Source organism: Streptomyces sp. NPDC090499, assembly GCF_044769305.1.
In the GTDB taxonomy this organism is placed as follows: Bacteria; Actinomycetota; Actinomycetes; order Streptomycetales; family Streptomycetaceae; genus Streptomyces.
The window spans coordinates 193,675-212,075 of sequence record NZ_JBIVXP010000008.1; the positions used below are offsets into that span (position 1 = coordinate 193,675).

Here is an 18,401-nt window from a genome sequence, read left to right on the forward strand (position 1 = left end):
CTCATCGCTCCCTGACCAGCGCGGCGTACGCCCCGCCGTGTGCCACCAGCTCGTCGTGCCGCCCGCGTTCCACGACCGTGCCGTGCTGGAGCACGACGATCTCGTCGCTGTCACGGACCGTGCTCAGCCGGTGCGCGATCACGACACAGGCGCAGCCGCGGCGCCGCAGGTTGTCCATGACGGTCAGCTCGGTCTCGGCGTCCAGGGCGCTGGTCACCTCGTCGAGGACGAGGATGCTCGGCCGGCGCACCAGCGCCCGCGCGATTTCAAGGCGCTGCCGCTGGCCGCCGGAGAAGTTGCGGCCGTCCTGCTCGACCCTGCTGTGGATCCCGCCGGGCCGGCGCGCCACCACGTCGTACAGGGCCGCGTCGCGCAGCGCCTCCACCACGGCCTCGTCCGGGATCGACGGGTCCCACAGCGCCACGTTGTCGCGCACCGAGCCCTCGAAGAGGAAGACGTCCTGGTCGACGAAGGAGACGGAGGCGGCCAGCGCGCCGCGCGGGATGTCCTCCAGGCGCTGCCCGTCGATGCGGATCACGCCCTCCCAGGGGGCGTACAGGCCCGAGATCAGCCGGGAGACGGTGGACTTGCCGCTGCCCGAGCCGCCCACCAGGGCCACCTGGCGGCCGGGGCCGACGGTCAGGTCGAAGCCGGTGAGCAGGGGCTTGTCCAGCGGGCTGTAGCCGAAGCTGATGTTCTGCAGCTCCACATGGCCCTGCAGCCGCCGGGTGGAGTCGCCGGTGCCGGGGCGGGCGTAGATCGGGTCCGCCTCGAAGTTCTCCACGTCCTTGAGACGGGCCACGTCGGCCGCGAAGTCCTGGATGCGGCCCGCGACGCCGTTGAGCCGGGTCAGCGGCGCGGTGAAGCGGGTGACCAGGGACTGGAAGGCGACCAGGAGGCCCACCGAGATACCCCCTTCTACCGCCCGCATGCCGCCGATCCACAGGATGAGCGCGCTGTTGACGGTGGCCAGCGTCGGGGCCACCACGCCGAGCCAGGCACTCGGCACCCCGAGCCGCTGCTGCTCCTCCAGGGTGCTCGCGTGCTGCCCCGCCCACCGGCGGAAGTAGCCGTCCTCGCCGCCGGTCGCCTTCATCGTCTCGATCAGCTGGAGGCCGGTGTAGGAGGTGTTGGTGAGCCGCGCGGTGTCCGCGCGCAGCTTCGCGGTCCGGGTCGCGCGCAGCCGTACGACGAGCCGCATCGCCACGATGTTCAGCAGCGCCACGCCGATGCCCAGGAAGGTGAGCTGGACGTCGTAGGTGTAGAGGAGCACCGCGTACAGGACCACGACCACGGCGTCCACGCCGGCCGCCGCGAGGTCGCGGGCCAGGGTCTCGGCGACCTGGTCGTTGGACTGCAGGCGCTGCACCAGGTCGGCCGGGCTGCGCTGGGCGAAGAAGGTCACCGGCAGGCGCAGCAGGTGGCGCAGGAAGCGGGCGCTGGTCAGGGTGGAGGAGACGATCCGGCCATGCAGCAGGTTCGCCTGCTGCAGCCAGGTCAGCACCAGGGTGAGCAGGACGCAGGTGCCCATCGCGGCGAACAGCACGGTGAGCAGCGAGGTCTGGCCGCCGATGAGGAACAGGTCGATGTACTGGCGGCTGAGCGCGGGTACCGCCGCGCCCACGACCACCAGCAGCAGGCTGGCCAGGACGGCGGCGGGCATGGTGCCCGCGGTGCCGCGCAGCCGGGCCGGCATGGCACCGAGGACGCCGGGGCGCCGGCCGCCCCGCTCGAAGCCGTCGCCCGGCTCCAGGACCAGTACGACGCCGGTGAAGCTGCCGTCGAACTCCTCCATCGGCACGAACCGGCGGCCCTTGGCGGGGTCGTTGATGTAGACGCCCCGGCGGCCGAAGCGGCGGCCCATGCCGTCGTAGACGACGTAGTGGTTGAACTCCCAGAACAGGATCGCCGGCCCCTGCACGTCGGCGAGGGCGGCCAGGTCCATCTGCATGCCCTTGGCGGTCAGGCCGTAACTGCGCGCCGCCTTCAGAAGGTTGCTGGCACGGGAGCCGTCGCGGGAGACACCGCAGGCGATGCGCAGCTCCTCCAGCGGGACATGGCGGCCGTAGTGGCCGAGGACCATGGAGAGGGAGGCGGCTCCGCACTCGACGGCCTCCATCTGGAGGACGGTGGGGGTACGGACCGTCCGGCCGCGGCCCTTGGGGACCGGTCGTTTGGGCGGCGCGGCGCGTCGGCGGCCGCGGGTCTCCTGGGCGGTGGTCACGGGAGCAGCCAATCGACGGGGCGCTGGTCGGCCAGCCGGATCGAGCCCGAGGCCAGGGTCATGGAGTCGAGCCGGAACGGCGGCCCGTCCGCCGAGGACCACTTGTAGCCGCTCTTCGTCTTCCGCGACGGATCCAGCCGGACCAGTACGGCCACCGGGCGGCCCTTCTTCGTGAACTGGTCGCCGAGCTGGCTGTCGCCGAGGAACGCCGCGATCGACTGCGCCGACTGGGCGGCGCGGTCCACCGACTTCACGTGGCCGCGCAGCACGCCGTACTCCTGCGTCGACACCGACGACACGGTCAGGTCGACCGGGGCGTTCGCGGGGATCGACGAGGCGTTCTCGGCGGGGACGTACACCGTGGCGTACAGCGGGTCCGAGGTGTGGGCGACCTTCTCCACGGCGGCGACGTTCGTACCGGTCTGGATGATCTGCCCGATGGTCGCGGCGAGCGCGCTGATCCGGCCCGCGGCGACCGTGCGGACGACCGAGTCGCCCTGGCTCGTGTGCACCTTCAGGACGGGGGAGTTCGCCGGCAGCCGCTCACCCTGTTCGGCGAGGACGGCGGTGACCTGCCCGGCGACCGGGCTCTGCAGGATGTAGCTGCCCTGCCCGTGGGTGAGGATGGCCTGCGCGCTCACCGTGGAGGCGACCGAACCGGTCACCGCCCACACCGACGCCGCCGCCATCACGACGACCGAGACGGACAGCGCGAGCCAGCCCTGCGGACGGGCGAACCGCACCGGGAGATCCAGCTCCTCCGGTGACTGGAGCTTGGCGAGGGCCTGTTGGCGGAACTGCACGGAACTTCCCTCACCTAGGGGAGAGACACGGGTGTTTCAGAACGCCCGAGAGCCCCGGAGCCGGGAACCGGCTCCGGGACTCAGCGGTAACGAGGTGCGATCAGAGACCGGCGACCAGGTTGGTGACCGGCTGGGTGTTCAGGCCGGTGACACCCTCGACGGTGCCGACGACCGTGTTGACCAGGCCGGAAACCGGGGCAACGCTGTCCACCAGGCCGGTGACGGTGCCGACGGCGTTCAGGGACAGGCCGCCGGAGACGTTGTCGAGCTCGGCGTCGGAGATCTCGACGGTCTCAACCTGGGGGGTGGAGTTCATGATGGAACTTCCCTTCATATGGGTATTCACAAGGGGGAGAGCGGCCCCCCGACGCCCTTCAGGGACGAACACGGCCCTTGGGGGGACGAACGGACGGCCGCGACCGCGAGCGCCGGGCGCCCGTTTCCGGAAGCCCTTCGCGGCCCCCGCGGTGCGATGGATCAAAGCACGCCCACGGTCCGCGCTTCCAATCAACCATGCGTCTCACCTGGGCACTTGAGTCCCAAAAGGGCGCAACCGTGCAGGCGCGCGCACCGCTTGTCGGCGACTCCTTCACAAGGCGCACGACTTCGCCCCGGCCGCACGGCTTGCCCACCCGGCGGCGAATCCGGCACTCCGGGCCAAGGGCACGGCGAGGGGCGCGCGGTTGTGCAGATCCGCCGCTTCCCGTGACCCGCTTGGGTATTGGATGTGCAGATTCCCTGAAGCAATGATTCCGGTCCGTGATCGCAACGGACCGTGAAGGGACGGTCGCTGACCGTTTCCTTCTGTGCGGCCTGCGGTGCGCGGTGTCAGCCCAGGAGTGCGTACACCGTGCTCGCCCGTGCCGCGAGCGCACCCGACCGCTGATCGCTCATCGTGATCTCGGCGAACGCCATCCGGCGGCCCAGCTTGGTCAGCACCGCTTCGATCAGGACATCCGAACCGGTCACCGCGCGCTGGAACGAGGTCGACTGCTGCACCGTCGTCATCGGCACGAAGCCGCCCCGGGCCGCCGAGACCGCGATCACCGTCGCCGTGTCGGCCGCCGCCATCAGCGCCTGCCCCGACAGCCCGCCGCCCTCCCGGGACAGCCGGTCCGACCAGGGCAGACGCAGTACCGCCCGGTCGTCGCCCAGCGCCTCGACGGCCAGCCCGAGATCGAGCACCCAGGGGGCGAAGTTGGCGGAGAGGATCTTGTCGGCTTCGGCGGTGGTCATCGTCATATGGGGGATTGTTCCCGGCCCGGCGGCCCGGCACGCGGATCTGTCCCCCCACGGGCGCGCCATGGCCGATTCAGCACCGGGTCAAGGAAGTTGGCAAACGGAATTGAACGCACCACGTGACCCGCCCGTACCTATGGCCATCCAGGCGCCGCTCACGAACGACTGCCCCGCAACGGCAGACACTCCGTCCCTTGGAGGTCGAGAAGTTTGAGTCACAAGCGAATTCCGAAGCGCAAGGCCGCGGTCGCGGTGGGCGGTGTCGCGGCACTCGGTGCTGCGGCCTTCCTGCTGCCGATGGCCAACGCGTCCCAGGACAACGCCTCCGGCGCCACCACCGCTGCCCCCAAGACCCTGAAGGCCACCGACGCCTCGGACCTTGCCTCGCAGCTCCAGGACCTGCTCGGCCAGGCGTTCGCCGGGTCCTACTACGACAGCGGCAAGCAGCAGCTCGTCGTCAACGTCATCAGCGGCGACAACAACATCGTCGTGCAGGCCGAGAAGGCCGGCGCGGTCGTCCGCCAGGTGCAGAACAGCAACTCCGAACTGGCCGCCGTCGCCCAGACCCTGAAGACCAAGGCGACCATCCCCGGCACCGCCTGGGCCGTCGACCCGAAGACCAACAAGGTCGTGGTCACCGCCGACTCCACCGTCACCGGCACCAAGTGGGACACGCTGCAGTCGACGGTGCAGAGCCTCGGCTCGAACATGGCGACCCTCAAGAAGTCGTCGGGCACCTTCAAGACCCTCGTCTCCGGCGGCGACGCGATCTTCTCCCAGGTGCAGGACGGCACCGTCCGCTGCTCCCTCGGCTTCAACGTCACCGCCTCGGACGGCAGCCCCGCCTTCCTGACGGCCGGGCACTGCGGGGTCGCGGCCAAGGACTGGTCCGACTCCGAGACCGGCCAGCCCATCGCCACCGTGGACCAGGCGCAGTTCCCCGGCAACGGTGACTTCTCGCTCGTCAAGTACAACGACGCCACCACCCAGGCGCCGAGCGAGGTCAACATAGGCAACGGCCAGACCGTCGCCATCAACCAGGCCGTCGACGCCACCGTCGGCGAGACCGTGTTCCGGATGGGCTCCACCACCGGGCTGCACGACGGCCAGGTCACCGGCCTCGACGCCACCGTCAACTTCCAGAGCGAGACCGACCCCAACGGAGTCGACACCGTCACCGGTCTCATCCAGACCAACGTCTGCGCCGAGGCCGGCGACAGCGGCGGCTCGCTGTTCACGCAGGACGGCGGCGCGGTCGGCATGACCTCCGGCGGCAGCGGTGACTGCACCTCCGGCGGCGAGACCTTCTTCCAGCCGGTGACCGCCGCCCTCCAGGCGACCGGCGCGACCCTCGGCGACGCGGGCGCGGGCGCGGGTGCCGGTGACGGCAGCGCGACGGCCGACCCGTCCGCCACCGCGGGCGACGAGAACGGCGCCGGCGACCAGGCCGGCGCGGGCGACCAGGCCGGCGGCGACCAGATCGGCGGCACCGCCGACCCGTCCGCCACCGCAGGCGACCAGAGCGGCACCGGGGACGCGACCGGTACCGGCGACCAGTCCGGCACGGGCGACGAGACGGGCACCGGCGACCAGTCCGGGACCGGCGCGGACAACACCTCGTCCTCCCACTGACCGACCCTCGCTCGGCCTGCCGGCGCTGCCCCGCCGACGGTGTCCGGTCCGGCCCTCCGGCGGGAGGGCCGGACCGGACACCGTCGGCACAGGTCAGTTGTCGGCCTCGGCCCGCAGCAACAGCACCGCGACATCGTCGACCCGCTCCTGCGCCGCCGCACTGTGCCGCACGAGCGTGTCGGCGAGCCGGTCCAGGGGCTGGTCGCCGTTCTCCGAGAGCAGTTCCCCGAGACCGACCAGGGCGTCCTCGATGTCCACGCCGGGGGATTCCACCAGCCCGTCGGTGTACAGGGCGAGCACCGAGCCCGGCGCGAGCGACACCTCGGTGGTCGGGTACGTCGCCTCCGAGTCGATGCCCAGCAACGGGCCCCCGGCCAGGTCCAGGACCCGGACCCGCCCGTCCGGACGTCTCAGCAGCGGCGGCGGATGCCCCGCCCGCGCCATCACCGCGCGCCCGCGCTCCGGGTCCAGCCGCAGGTAGAGACAGCTCGCGAACAGTTCGGCACCGGAGTCGATCAGCAGCCGGTTGGTGCTGCACATCACCTCCTCCGGCGCCTGCCCGACGCTCGTGAAGGCCCGTACGCCGGTACGGATCTGCCCCATCAGCCCGGCCGCCGTCACGTTGTGCCCCTGCACGTCCCCGATCACCGCCGCGGCCAGCGGCCGGGTGGGCACCAGGTCGTAGAAGTCGCCGCCGATCTCCATGCCGTGCATGGCCGGCAGATAGCGGGCCGCCGCCTCGATACCGGCCGGCGGGGCCAGCGAGCGGGGCAGCAGGGCCGCCTGCAGACCGTGCGCCAGCTGGTTCTTCGCGTCGTAGAGCAGGGCCCGCTCCAGCGCCTGCGCGATCAACCCGCCCAGGCTGGTGAGGACGGCACGCTCGTCGGCGGGAAATGCGTGCGGCTCGGCGTAGGCGAGGACACAGGTGCCCACCGGGCGGCCGGACGCGATCAGCGGCAGGTACGCCCAGGCGGCGAACCCGTCCGGGGTCTCGTGCCGGTCCGGGTACAGCCGCTCCAGCTGCTGCCCAGACTCGAAGAACGCCGGTACGCCGGTGTTCAGGACATGGGTGCCGGGCGTGCGCTCGGCCAGCGGGAGGCCGTCGAAGCGCTCCACGGTCCGCGGCTCCTCGTACCCGCGGTGCCCCAGCACGTGCAGCCGCCCGCCCCGCGAGCCGAGCACCACCACGGCCTGGCTGCCGACGGACGGGGCGACCTCGTCCGCCACCAGCTGCACCACGTCCTGCACCCCGACGGCCTCGGTCAGCGCCCCGGCCAGGCTCAGCACCTGCGAGATGGTGACCAGCCGGTGCGCCGGCGCCGAGTCCGCGCGCGGCGTCGCCCCCACCATCTCGGCGACCGCCCGCGCCCGGCTGATCCGGGTGGTCAGCCCGGTCGTGCTCGGATACATCCGGAACGACAGCCAGTCGCCCGGTGGTCGCAGCGCCACGAACGACGTCACATGCTGGCTGAGCAGCGCCGCCCGGTAGCGGTCCTCGTACATCGGGTCGTTCAGCCACGGCACCGACACCCACGGCTGGGTGCCCAGCAGGTCGTCGATGTGCATGCCGAGGAGTTCGGCCGCCGCACCGTTGGCGAAGGCGACCCGGCCGTGCAGATCGAGCGAGGCGAGACCGTACGGCAGCCGCCCCACCATCCGCGCCGCCTCCACCGTGCCGAACGTGCCCGCCACCCCCGACGGGGGCGCCGCCAGCAGATCCGGCTCGGTGCGCAGCGGACGGTGCTCCCGGGCGACCCGCTCCAGCCGCACCGCCAGCCGGTCGCAGGCCGCGGTCAGCGACTCCCGCTCCCGGTCGGACAGCACCGTGGGATGGGCACCGGGCCAGGTCACGTACACCGCCCCGTACAGCGTGTCCGGCGTCGCCAGCGGGAGTGCGGCCAGCGCGAACGCGTACGGGAGGACCACCGCGATGCGCGGGTACCTGCGGGCCATGTCCTCCTCGCCGCCCACCCACACCAGCCGCCGTTCGCGGGCCGCGTCCGCGACCGGGATCGGCGCGCTCAGCCCGACCCGCTCCCAGGGCGCCGCGAAGGCCCGGGGCAGCCCCGCCGTCACCGACATCTCCAGGACCGGTTCGTCGGCCGCGAGCAGGTAGACCGCACCGGAGTGCGCCTGGACCTCCTCCATCATGGAGGCCAGCGCCAGTGACAACAGCGGCTTGCCGGAGCGGCTGCCGTCGGTCGCCGGCACCTCGGCAGCCGGCTCCGCTCCGGCCGGAGGCGCCCCCATCCCGTCGGACACGCCCGACCACCTCCTCGTCCGGTCGCGCGTCGCTCCTCGGGATCAAGGCTCCCTCGTGGCGGCGACCGGCGCACGGCGAGAGCCGCGTGGGCCCCCGCAGCGGACCGGCCGGGGTACCCCGTTCGCCCCGGCACATTCCCCCGCAGCAGAAGCGCGGGCCGGGGTACGAGCGCCGGGCGTGCGCCCCCGCGCACCCTGATGGCCGGATCTTCGCGCCCACGCATGGTGGACGGCGCCAACAATGGGGCACGCGTTCCACACCTTGAACGGAAGAACCGACGTATGTCTGGCTGAGGGGGCGGCGGTGATCCGGGTACTTCTGGTGCACGACGTGTGTCTCGTGAGATCGGTCCTGGCGGAGTGGTTACGCCGGGAACCGGGGCTGAGCGTGGACGACACGCCGTGGCACCGCGCACGCGGGCGGGTCCGGGAGCTGCGGCCCGACGTGTGCGCGGCGGACCTCGACAGCTCCGGCACCCACGGCGTGCCGCCGCTGGCCGACCTGCGCCCGGCGGAGCCCGGTGCGCCCGCGCCGCGGCTCGTCGTGCTTGCCGGTGCGAACAGGCCGGGGCTGCTCAAGCGGGCGGCGGAGGCGGGGGCGCTCGGCTACGTCGACAAGGCGGGCGCACCGGAACGGCTGGTGCAGGCGATCCGGCGCGCCGCCGAGGGGGAACGTTTCGTCGACGACTCGCTGGGCTTCGGTTTCCTCAGGGCGGCCGAGATCCCGCTCACCCGACGGGAGCTGAGCGTGCTGGAGCTGGCGGCCGGCGGGGCGTCCATCGCGGAGATCGCCGGCAGTCTGCACCTGTCGCACGGGACCGTGCGCAACTACATGGCGGCGATCACCCGCAAGACCGGGGCCCGCAACCGCGTCGACGCGATCCGGATCTCACAGGGCGAGGGGTGGCTGTGACCCGACGGCCTCGCCGGGCGCCGTCAGCTCCCGGTAGAGGGCGCAGCCGCGCAGCAACTCCTCGTGGCTGCCGTAGGCCGTGCGGGGGCCGTCCATCACCAGGATCCGCCGGGCGCGGCGGGCCGAGCCGATCCGGTGCGCGACGACCACCAGCGTGCCGCCGGGCCGGGCGGCGAACGCCCGCTCGGCGCGGGCCTCGGCCTCCGCGTCGAGATGGCAGGTCGCCTCGTCGAGAAGGGCGAGCGGGGCGGGGGAGAGGTAGGCCCGGGTGAGCGCGATCAGCTGCCGCTCACCCGCCGACAGCGCCGCCGGCCGCACCGGGGCGTGCGGACCGCCCAGCCGGTCGAGGAGCGGCGTGAGCCCGACCGCCTCGGCCGCGGCCAGCAGCTCGGGACCCGGCACGGGGTCCGGGCGCAGCAGCCCCAGGTTCTCGGCGAGGGTGCCCGTGCAGACGTACGCCTCCTGCGGGATCAGCACCCGCAGCGCGGCCGCCCGCGCCCCCGGCACGGGACGGCCGCACACCCGGACCACGCCGTGCGCCGGGCTCAGCAGCCCGGCGGCCACCGCGGTCAGCGTCGACTTGCCGATCCCGCTCGGGCCCACGACGGCGAGGTGACCGCCGCACGGCACGACGAGGTCGAGTCCGTCCAGGACGGGGGAGCTCGCCGGGCCGTAGGCGAAGGTGACGGCGGAGAAGGAGAGAGCCGGGGAGTCCGCGGTCGCCTGCGCAGTCGCGTCCGCGGTCGCCTCCGCGGCCGGTGCCGGGGGCGGGCCGGGATCCGGGGGCGGGCGGAGCCTGCGCAGGACTACCGTGAGGCGTGCCCCGCCGGTGCCCAGACCGTGCACCAGGTTCTGCAGGGCGGGCAGCAGGGACTGCGTGACGTAGGCGAGCGCGCCGACCAGGGCGCCCGCGGTCACACCGTGGGCGAGCAGCCAGGGCGCGGCGGCGAGCAGCAGCACCGGCGGCAGCTGGCCGCCGACCGCGAGCGCCGCCACCCGTACGACGCTCCAGCGGGCCAGCGCCCGGGCGGCCCGGAACTCGGCGTCCACCCGCTCCCCGGCCTGCGCGGCGACCTGCTCCTCGGCCCCCGCCGCGGTGACGTCCCGCAACCCCGGGCACACCTCGCCCAGTTCCGCCGCGAGCGCCTCGTCGGCGGCCAGGAAGGCCTCCTGCCGGCGGGCCAGCGGGCGCAGCGTCGCCGCGAACAGGGCCAGCCCGGCCAGCAGCGGGGGCAGCACCACGAGCAGCAGGGGCGGTGCGAGGGCGCACAGCCCGGTCAGCGCGCCGGCGGCCGTGAACACGAACGACCGGGACACCAGCACCAGCCCCGCGAGGGTGTCCCGGGCGATCTCCGCCTGCTGGGTCAGCCCGGACAACGCCCCCGGGTCGGCCTCCCGCACCCCGCGCGCGACCACCCCCGCCACCAGCCGGTCCCGCACCGGCTCCACGAGGTCGGCGACCACCCCGTACACCCGCCGGGTCCCGTACGCCCCCGCCCCCACCGCGCCCGCGGCCGCGGCGAGCCACCACAGCCCGGTCCGCGCGTCCCCGGCCAGGAACCCGGCGTCGAGCGCGCGGGCCAGGGCGTAGCCGAGCAGAAAGGTCTGCCCGGCCTCCAGCAGCGACCAGTACACCAGGCGCACCGGCACGGCCCGGCCCACCCGGAGCAGCGGGGCGCTCACCGGGCCGCACCCTTTTCCGGGCGCGCCCCGAACACCGCCCGGTACTCCGGGTCCCGCCACAGCTCCGCATGGGTCCCCACCGCCCGCACCCGGCCACCGTCCAGCCAGGCCACCGCGTCCGCGCGGGCCGCGGTCGACGGGCGGTGCGCGACGATCAGCCGGGTCGGTCCCGGGCCCGGCGCCAGCAGGGCCGCGGCGACGCGGTGTTCGGTGACGGTGTCCAGGCTGGAGAGGGCGTCGTCGAGGATCAGCAGCCGGCCGGGGTGCGCGAACGCGCGGGCCAGACCGAGGCGCTGGGACTCGCCGCCGGAGCGGGGGGCGTCGGTGAGCCGGGTCGCGCAGCCGTCGGGCAGGCGGCTGATGTACGTGTCCGCCTGGGCCTTGGCGGCGGCGGAGCGGATCTCGGCGGGGGAGGGGGAGGTGAGGCCGAGGGCGATGGAGTCCGCGACGGTCCCGCCGAGCAGGGCCGGGCGGGCGAAGGCACAGGTGACGGCCCGGCGCAGCGCGTCGTGGCGGAGCGCGGGCAGCGGGACGCCGTCCAGCAGGACCTCCCCGGCGTCCGGATCGGCCAGCCGGCCCGCGAGTTCGGCCAGCAGGGACTTGCCGGTGCCCGACCGGCCGACGACCGCGAGGGCGGTGCCGCCGGGCACGGCCAGGTCGACGCCGTCCAGTACCGTGCGGCCACCGCGGCGGGCGGTGACCGCGCGCAGTTCCAGGTGGCCGGGGCCCGGGGGGAGCGGCCGCGTGCCGTGGGCCGGCGCGGGAAGGGCCAGCACCTCGCCGAGGCGGCTCGCGGACGAGCGCGCCCGCGCGACGGTGGTGAGCTGTCCGACCAGCACGCCGACGCCCGTCGCGAGGACCGCGTAGCGGGAGGCGGCGAGCACCTCGCCGACCGAGATCCGGTGCCGGGCGAGCAGCAGGCCGGCCACCGCCACGACCGCGAGCTGGAGCAGCGGGCCCACGGTGACCGCCTGGGCGGCGGCCCGGCCCTGCACCCGCCACATGCGGTGCCCGGCGCGGGCGAGGTCCGGCAGCGGGCGCAGCACGCGCTCCGCCTCCCGGGCCTGGAGACCGGCGGCCACGATCGTCCGGTGGCCGCCGACCGCCTCCGCAAGCGCCGTCGCGATCCTTCCCTGCGCGCGCTGGTACTCGGCCACGCACGCCGAGGTGTCCCGGGTGAACGCCCGCAGCAGCAGGGCGAGTACGGGTGCCCCGGCCAGGAACACGGCCGCGAGCCACGGGTCGACGAGGCCGAGCGCGACCACCCCGCCGACCGGACCGGCGATTGCGGCGAGGAGCGCGGCGAGGGCCGCGGGCCCGGTCCCGGCCTGCGCGGCGTTCCCGACCAGCCGGGCGACCAGGTCCCCGGCGCCGAACCGGGCCGCCGCGCGCGGGCCCAGCGCCAGCACGTGCCCGGTGACCCGCTTGCGCAGCCCGGCCGTGGCCCGCGCGTCGACGGTCCCGGCGAGCACGCTCGCGCAACCGTCCAGCAGGGCCGGCAGCAGCACCAGGCCGGCGGCCCGGGCCTCCCACGCGGTCGCCGGGGCGCCCGCCAGCAGCAGGTCCAGGGCGTGGCCCAGCACCGCGGGCAGCAGCAGCCCCGTCGCCGTGGCCGCCGCACCCACCAGGCACAGGGCGGCGCAGCGCGCCCCGGCGTGGTGCAGGGCGGTGCGCATCGGGTCGGGGTGCGGAGGTCGGGTCATCGCGGCAGCCCTCGTATCGGCGAAGGCCCCGGACGGGACCCCTCCCGAAGGAGGGGGCCGCCCGGAGCCGGTTTCGTGGTGCCGGTCAGAGACAGAGCAGGACGCTCGCCGCCGAGACGCACGACAGCAGGCTCACCGTGCTGGCGCCGCCGCCGTCGTGACCTTCCTCGGACTCCATCGTCTGCAGGTCGAGCAGTGCCATAGCGTGTCCTTTCCGGGGACCGAGCGGCCCCCCGGGTGTTGTCGGGGACGGGGTTGTGTCACGACCGCGCCGAAGCGCGCAGCCGTGTTCTGGGGGCCGCCGGTGGCGGCGGGAGGAACGGCAGGTGGGCGGCGCGGCCGCCGTCGAGGGCGGCCGTGAGCGCCAGCAGGCACCCGGCGGTTCCGGTGGCCAGGTCCATGGAGAGCCGCATCATCTGGTGGCCGGGGAAGGCGAGTTGTCCCTGGTAGGCCATCGCCAGCCAGCCCAGACCGTCGATCTGCGAAGCGAGCCTGTCCGGGTCGGCGCCGGTGCGGGCGAGGTGCAGGATCATGCCCGCGCGGCCCTGGAAGAGGCCCGGCTGGGCGTAGAAACGCGAGGTGGCGGCGGTGCGGATCGCGGCCTGTGCGCGCTCGAAGTCACCGGTCCCGTCGCTCCCGTGGGCGAGCCAGTCGTCGAGCACCATGCCGATGCCCACGCTGCCGTCGCCGAGGTAGGGCAGCGTGCGCCACCCCTCGTCGACCTCCAGGCCCCCGCCCTGCTGCACCGCACAGCGGTCCAGGTCCCGGCGCAGCGACCGCCCGGCCGCCGCCAGCAGACCGGCGTCGCCGGTCCGTTCGTGGCGCCGCAGCAGGAACAGCGCGGGCCCGGTCGCACCCCGCAGCAGCCCGGCGCGCCGCCGGGGCGTGTCCGGGAGCGGTTCGGCGAGCCGCCGCAGGAGGATCTCCGCGGCCTCGGCGGCGCGGGCGCGCAGCTCGCTCTCGCCGGTCGCGTCGGCGAGGGAGTCCAGGACCAGGCCCAGACCGGCCAGGCCGCCGTGCAGGTCGGAGGAGAGGCTGCGCCAGTTCTCCCGCAGGACGCCGGCCACCAGGTCCAGGGCGCGCTGCCGGTGGCCGAGCAGGTCCAGGACGTGGGCGACGCCCGCCAGACCGTCGTACAGGCCGAGCGGGGTGCCGGGCGGCGGGGACGCGGTGTGGTCCAGCAGCCAGCGTTCGCCCTCCTCGTACCGTCCGGCGCCCGCCCAGTCCAGGGCGTACAGCACCCCGGCCGCGCCGTGCGCGAGGCCGAGGCCGCCGCCGTCCCCGAACTGGGCGATGTCGCCGGGGAAGAGCCGGTCGTCGCGCCCGGGGGTCGCGGAGGCGAGGATCGCCTTGGCCATCGAGTCCCGGCTGTGCGGCCACTCCGCCGGGACGACCGGACGCGCGGCCGGAGCGCCCCGGGTGATCTCCGCGACCGCCTCGTCCAGGAACTCGCGCGGCACGTCCGGGAACTGACCGGCGATCACGTCCGCGAGATGGGCCGCCTTGCCGCGGTCCACGACGAACAGCGAGGTCACGGGCAGGAACAGGGCGAGCCGCAGACAGGCCAGGGCGTACCGGTCCACCTCTGCGCCCCTGCGGTCCGGCGGGGCGAAGAAGCCGGGGTGGGCGACCACCTGACGGCCGTTCTCCGCGACCGGGGCGGCCGCCTCGAAGTCGATGAGGAACACCGACTCCTCGTCGGGCCCGACCATGATGTTGAAGACGTGCAGGTCGTTGAAGACGATCCCGCGCGCGTGCACCGCCGCCACGGCCGCCGTCACCTTCCGGTGGATGCGCAGCGCCCATGCCGTGTAGTCACGCACCGCCGCGGGATCCGGGTCCGCGGTGAGCAGCGGATGCCGTTCGGCGAAGAAGGCGTTGAGCGGGCGGCCCGCCAGGAGGTCCATCACCAGGAACCGGTGCTCGCCCAGCGTGAACCAGTCCCGGACCTCGGGCACCACCCCGGTGCCGGCCACCGCCTCCAGGGCCGCCTTCTCCCGGCCCAGCCGGGCGACGGCGTCGGCGCCGTCGGCCGCGAGCCCCGCGTGCGGCCGCCCCTCCTTCAGCACCACCCGCCGTCCGTCCCGGGTGTCGGTCCCGGCGTACACCCCGCCGCCGTTGGAGAAGTGCAGCGCCTTCTCGATCCGGTACGGCAGCTCGCCCACCCTCGTGGCCTCCCGCGCCGCCAGCTGCGGCCGCAGGAACTCCGGCAGCGTCACCCACTCCGGCACCTGGAAGGCCGGCGTCCGCCGGTCCGGCACCGGCCTGCCGGCACCGTCCCGCACCGCCGTCACCAGCGCACCGCGCTCGTCGACGACGTAGGTGCGCGCGAACGCGCCGTAGCGGACGTACAGCGGCCCGTCGTTCCAGCGCAGGTCGGTCAGGATGTACGGCCCCTCGAATCCCTCCAGGAGCGCGCCCAGTTCCCGCAGCACCTCCTGCAGCCGGTGCTCGTCGGGCGGGTACACGGTGACGAACTTCCCGCTGGTGTCGCGGGCCGCGTACTTGGCGTTGCGCAGGTGCAGCAGCTGCGGTCCCGGGACGAACTTGAACGGGATGCGGCGCGGCACGCAGTAGTCCCACACGAGTGCCGCGATCCGCTCCGCGTTCGCCCGGGTGGCCGATGAGTGGATCTTCCAGCCCTGGGCGGGCGAGGGCAGCTGCGTGCCGTCCGCGCCGAGCGGGGTCATGGTCAGCCAGTCCCCGGAGCGCGCCGCGCGCCAGCCCTCGGGCACCGCGCGACGCGCCGCCGCGAACAGGCGTTCCGTCCGCGGCCCGGTGGTCCCGAGCCGGTCCGGTGTGTCGTAGAAGTGCCGGTCGGCCAGCGCGTAGACCTCGTACCGTCCGTCCATCCGCCTCCCCCTCCGTGGGCCGGCCCCGACACTTCCAGGCACCGCACGGTCGCGGACAGTCACGTCTGTCACGAGATCGCCGTGCGGAACGCACGGGTCAAGACATGTTCGGTGGGTTTCGAGCACGCCGGCCCCCGACCTCCACGGAACGGTCACAGGGGCTGCGCAGACGCCTCATAAGCGCTGTAATGGCGGCGTGGTCAGTGAGGGTGCTGCGATACGCGGAACGAGAACGGATCGCGCCGAAATCGCCCTCGAAACGCTCACTGGCGATCCCGGCGCACCCGATCGGCTCCGCCGCGTGCTCGAACAGGCGCTGGTCTTCGCGGGCGCGGCCCTCGCCGGGGTGTACACACCCGCCGACGACGGGACCGTGCTGCGCCTCGCCGAGTCGGCGGGCCTGCCCCGCACCCTGTACGGGCTGCGCGACGCCTACCCGGCGGTCGGGCGGTCCCCGGCGGCGGAGGCGTACGGCACCGGGCGCTCCGTCTGGCTCGGCCCCGACGAGCTGGCCGACTGCCCCGAGGCGCGGCGGACGCCGTCCCAGGAGTTCTGGCTGGCCGTCCTGCCGCTGCCCGGCGGCGCCGGGCTCCTCGTCGCCGTCAGCGAGCGCGACGACGGGTTCGGCCCCGAGGACCGCGCCTGCCTGGACCTGGTGGCCGAGGCGATCGCCCTGCCCGCCCCGCTGCCACCGGCCGCGGACGCCGGCGAACTGCCCGCCAACGCCTTCAGCCTCGCCATGGACACCGGCCGGATCGCGGTCGGCGACGGCATCCTCGACCTCTTCCGGATGGGCCGCGACGAGTTCGACGGTAAGGTCGAGACACTGCTGGGCCGCACCCTCCCCGAGGACCTGCCCGCCCTGATGTCCGTCGTCGAGGCCGACCACATGTCCATCGGCGACCGCGAGCTGGAGTTCCGGATCCTGCAGCCCTCAGGGCCGCCCAAGTGGCTGCGGCTGCGCGGCCGGCTGGTACCCGGCGGCGAAGGGCACCCGGCCCGGCTGGCCGGCACCGTCGCCGACGCCTCCACGCTCCGCTCGGACGTCACCGACGTGACCCGTGTGCAGCAGCTGGCAGCCGCCCTGGCCACCGCCCGGACGGTCAAGGACGTCGGCCAGGCCGTCGTGCACGCGCTGCGCGGGCCGCTCAAGGCCGACCGGATCGCCCTGGCCGAACTGGAGAACGACCGCCTGGTCGTCACCGTCCTCGACCCGCCCGAGGCCGAGTCCTGGCCGGAGCTGTGGCGCAGCGAGTGGCGCAGCGAGTGGCCGGACGCCCCGGTGCGGTCCATGCCCACCCTCGCCGCCGCCCTGCGCGAGGGCCGCGCGCAGATCTGGCCCGCCCGTGCCGCCCTGGAACCCGCCCTCGCCGAGGTCGGTCCCGGCGGCCTCGCCGTCCTCCCGCTGCCCGCCGGCGGCCGGATGGCCGGCGCCTGCCTGATCGGCTGGGACGCCCCGCACGACTTCGGCCCCGACGAGCGCGCCCTGCTCACCGCCTCCGCCGGCCTCGCGGGCGAGGCCCTGATGCGCGCCCACGCCTTCGACGCCGAGCACGAACTCGTCGGGATGCTCCAGCGCGCCCTGCTGCCGCGCCGGCTGCCGCGGCTGCCCGGCGCCGAGGCCGTCGCCCGCTACCTGCCCACCACCGAGGGCGGGCTGGAGGTCGGCGGTGACTGGTACGACGTGATCCCGCTGACCGACAACCACGTCGCCCTCGTCATCGGCGACGTCCAGGGCCACAACGCGAGCGCCGCCGCCCTCATGGGCCAGATGCGCACCGCGCTGCGCGCCTACGCCGCCGAGGGGCACACCCCCGACGTGGTCGTCTCGCACGCCAACCGGCTGCTCCTGGACATGGAGAGCGACCTCTTCGCCACCTGCTGCTACGTCGACGTCGACATGGAGGACGGCACCGCCTGGTGCGTGCGCGCCGGACACCTGCCGCCGGTGCTGCGCCAGCCGGACGGCACCACACGGATCGCCGAGACCGAGGGCGGCCCGCCGCTCGGCGTGCTCGGCCGGACCGAGTTCCCGATGACCCAGCTCAGCCTGCGCCCCGGCACCGTGCTCGCGCTCACCACCGACGGCCTGGTCGAGTCCCCCGACGCCGACATCGACGAGGGCATGGCGCGCTTCGCCCGCGACCTCGCCGGCACCGACCCGGCCCACCTCGGCCTGGTCGCCGACACGCTGCTCGGCAGCGCCCACCGCGCCGACGACGTGGCCCTGCTGCTGATGCGCTACGACGGCATGGCCGTCCGCCCGCTGCGGGAGAGCTGGACGGTGTGGCGGGTCCCCGAGGCGGCCCGGCACGCCCGCCGCTTCAGCAGGCGCACCCTGCGCTCCTGGGGCGTGACCGACGCGGCCATGGACTCGGCGCTGCTGGTGGTCTCCGAACTCGTCACGAACGCCCTCATCCACACCGACGGACCCGTCCGGCTGGACCTGACCCTGGTGGACCAGCGGCTGCGGATCGCCGTCGCCGACGCCTCACCGCGCAGCCCGGTGAAACCGACCAACATCGGCTGGGAGGCCACCGGCGGGCGCGGCATCCTCCTGGTGGAGGCGGTGTCCACCGCCTGGGGGACCGTGCCGGCCAGCGGCGGCAAGCAGGTGTGGGCCGAGCTCGTCCTGGCGGACTGACCGCCGCGCTCTCGACAGGCGGCGCGGCCCGACTCTCCTTAGTGTCCATGACGTGGCACACACCTTCGAAGAACTGGTGGCGAAGCACCGCGCGGCCGACGCGGCCCACGACATGGTCCTGGAACTGCGGGACACCTACGGGCCACCGGCCCGGCAGCAGCCGGGCGGCGCCCAGTCGGAGACCTACGAGACCGCCCTGCGCGCCTGGCGCGACCTGGCCCGGGACGAACTGACCGCGGTGAACGAGTACGCCCGCGACGAGGGCCGGTCCAGGTCCGAGATCGAGGCCGACGTGGCACGCGCCGCGGCCCGGCCGGAAGGCTCCTGACCTGCGGAGAAACCGCAGGGAAAACGCAGAGAAAACGGACGGGATGCCGTTCCGGGGCACCTCGTGGTCACATGACGTCCGCGCCAAGGCCATACTGTCGTAACCAGTCAGGAAAAAA

General features: G+C 74.3%; 13 protein-coding genes. 4 read left to right on the plus strand and 9 right to left on the minus strand.

All coding sequences use genetic code 11. The features are described from left to right. Position 1 precedes the first annotated feature (1 nt). The 4 genes from ACIQVL_RS28535 to ACIQVL_RS28550 all read right to left on the minus strand — a co-directional run bounded on the left by ACIQVL_RS28535 (position 2) and on the right by ACIQVL_RS28550 (position 4,269). Positions 2 to 2,224 carry an NHLP family bacteriocin export ABC transporter peptidase/permease/ATPase subunit gene (locus ACIQVL_RS28535; protein WP_403476726.1) on the minus strand — a complete coding sequence of 741 codons (2,223 nt, stop codon included), beginning with the start codon at positions 2,222 to 2,224 and terminating at the stop codon, positions 2 to 4. Next, complete coding sequence (locus ACIQVL_RS28540) at positions 2,221 to 3,027, minus strand: HlyD family efflux transporter periplasmic adaptor subunit (protein WP_403426094.1); 807 nt, start codon at positions 3,025 to 3,027, stop codon at positions 2,221 to 2,223. The genes ACIQVL_RS28535 and ACIQVL_RS28540 overlap by 4 nt, the downstream gene beginning before the upstream one ends. 100 nt (positions 3,028 to 3,127) lie before the next feature. Further along, complete coding sequence (locus ACIQVL_RS28545) at positions 3,128 to 3,343, minus strand: type A2 lantipeptide (RefSeq protein WP_293991413.1); 216 nt, start codon at positions 3,341 to 3,343, stop codon at positions 3,128 to 3,130. 512 nt (positions 3,344 to 3,855) lie between these two features. Next, positions 3,856 to 4,269, minus strand: coding sequence for a PaaI family thioesterase (locus ACIQVL_RS28550; RefSeq protein ID WP_403426092.1), 414 nt, complete (start codon positions 4,267 to 4,269; stop codon positions 3,856 to 3,858). A gap of 207 nt (positions 4,270 to 4,476) precedes the next feature. Here ACIQVL_RS28550 and ACIQVL_RS28555 point away from each other — a divergent pair, with 207 nt between their 5' ends. Next, positions 4,477 to 5,898: a S1 family peptidase gene (locus tag ACIQVL_RS28555; RefSeq protein WP_403426090.1), complete on the plus strand. Its 1,422-nt coding sequence runs from the start codon at positions 4,477 to 4,479 to the stop codon at positions 5,896 to 5,898. Between the two features lie 93 nt (positions 5,899 to 5,991). On the opposite strand, the gene ACIQVL_RS28560 is transcribed toward ACIQVL_RS28555, so the two are convergent. Beyond that, on the minus strand, positions 5,992 to 8,148 hold the full coding sequence (locus ACIQVL_RS28560) for a SpoIIE family protein phosphatase (protein ID WP_403476831.1): 2,157 nt from the start codon (positions 8,146 to 8,148) through the stop codon (positions 5,992 to 5,994). Between the two features lie 316 nt (positions 8,149 to 8,464). Here ACIQVL_RS28560 and ACIQVL_RS28565 point away from each other — a divergent pair, with 316 nt between their 5' ends. After that, complete coding sequence (locus ACIQVL_RS28565; RefSeq protein WP_403426088.1) at positions 8,465 to 9,073, plus strand: LuxR C-terminal-related transcriptional regulator; 609 nt, start codon at positions 8,465 to 8,467, stop codon at positions 9,071 to 9,073. Here ACIQVL_RS28565 and ACIQVL_RS28570 read toward each other — a convergent pair. From ACIQVL_RS28570 to lanKC, 4 genes are all read right to left on the minus strand, one after another. Next, positions 9,050 to 10,756, minus strand: a complete 1,707-nt coding sequence (locus tag ACIQVL_RS28570) for an ATP-binding cassette domain-containing protein (protein ID WP_403476727.1) — start codon at positions 10,754 to 10,756, stop codon at positions 9,050 to 9,052. The two genes, ACIQVL_RS28565 and ACIQVL_RS28570, sit on opposite strands and share 24 nt — an antisense overlap. After that, positions 10,753 to 12,459, minus strand: a complete 1,707-nt coding sequence (locus tag ACIQVL_RS28575; protein ID WP_403476728.1) for an ABC transporter ATP-binding protein — start codon at positions 12,457 to 12,459, stop codon at positions 10,753 to 10,755. The genes ACIQVL_RS28570 and ACIQVL_RS28575 overlap by 4 nt, the downstream gene beginning before the upstream one ends. Positions 12,460 to 12,544: 85 nt before the next feature. Beyond that, positions 12,545 to 12,661 (minus strand): SapB/AmfS family lanthipeptide, encoded by a 117-nt coding sequence (locus ACIQVL_RS28580; RefSeq protein WP_093506696.1) that lies wholly within the window; start codon positions 12,659 to 12,661, stop codon positions 12,545 to 12,547. A 58-nt stretch (positions 12,662 to 12,719) separates the two neighbouring features. Next, positions 12,720 to 15,311, minus strand: coding sequence for a class III lanthionine synthetase LanKC (gene lanKC / locus ACIQVL_RS28585; protein WP_403476729.1), 2,592 nt, complete (start codon positions 15,309 to 15,311; stop codon positions 12,720 to 12,722). A gap of 196 nt (positions 15,312 to 15,507) precedes the next feature. On the opposite strand from lanKC, the gene ACIQVL_RS28590 reads away from it, so the two are divergent. After that, entirely contained in the window at positions 15,508 to 17,955 is a 2,448-nt protein-coding gene (locus ACIQVL_RS28590; protein WP_403426079.1) for a SpoIIE family protein phosphatase, read from the plus strand. Between the two features lie 52 nt (positions 17,956 to 18,007). Continuing rightward, positions 18,008 to 18,283 carry a hypothetical protein gene (locus ACIQVL_RS28595; protein ID WP_403426077.1) on the plus strand — a complete coding sequence of 92 codons (276 nt, stop codon included), beginning with the start codon at positions 18,008 to 18,010 and terminating at the stop codon, positions 18,281 to 18,283. The last annotated feature ends 118 nt before the right edge of the window (positions 18,284 to 18,401 follow it).